The sequence below is a fragment of the Adlercreutzia equolifaciens genome (assembly GCF_029076695.1).
Classification (GTDB): Bacteria; Actinomycetota; Coriobacteriia; order Coriobacteriales; family Eggerthellaceae; genus Adlercreutzia; species Adlercreutzia equolifaciens_A.
Genome location: NZ_JARFIK010000513.1, coordinates 1 through 294 on the forward strand (window position 1 = coordinate 1; position 294 = coordinate 294).

1 protein-coding gene is annotated in these 294 nt (G+C 46.9%); it reads left to right on the forward strand.

What is annotated here, in order from left to right; translation table 11 throughout:
* Positions 1-190 (forward strand): SDR family oxidoreductase (locus tag PZH32_RS13410; RefSeq protein WP_275208748.1); only part of this gene is annotated, 190 nt, incomplete at its 5' end.
* Between the last annotated feature and the right edge of the window lie 104 nt (positions 191-294).

Below are 294 nucleotides of genomic sequence, written 5' to 3' on the forward strand. Positions count from 1 at the left end.
CGGTATTACCCTGACCGATATGATGAAGGCTGTTCCCAAGGAAGTAATTGATCCGCTCATCAAGCAGATCCCTCTGCGCCGCCTGGGTCAGCCGGAGGATATTGCCAATGCATTTGTGTTCCTGGCATCTGACGAAGCATCCTATATCACGGGCGTTGTGCTCAGTGTAGACGGAATGGCAAGAACATAAAAAAGGAAACAGGGCAGCTGGAAACGGCTGCCCTATCTTCGAAATATAGAGGTATACACATGAAAAGAATCATTCCCATTTTAATGACTTTACTGCTTCTCTCT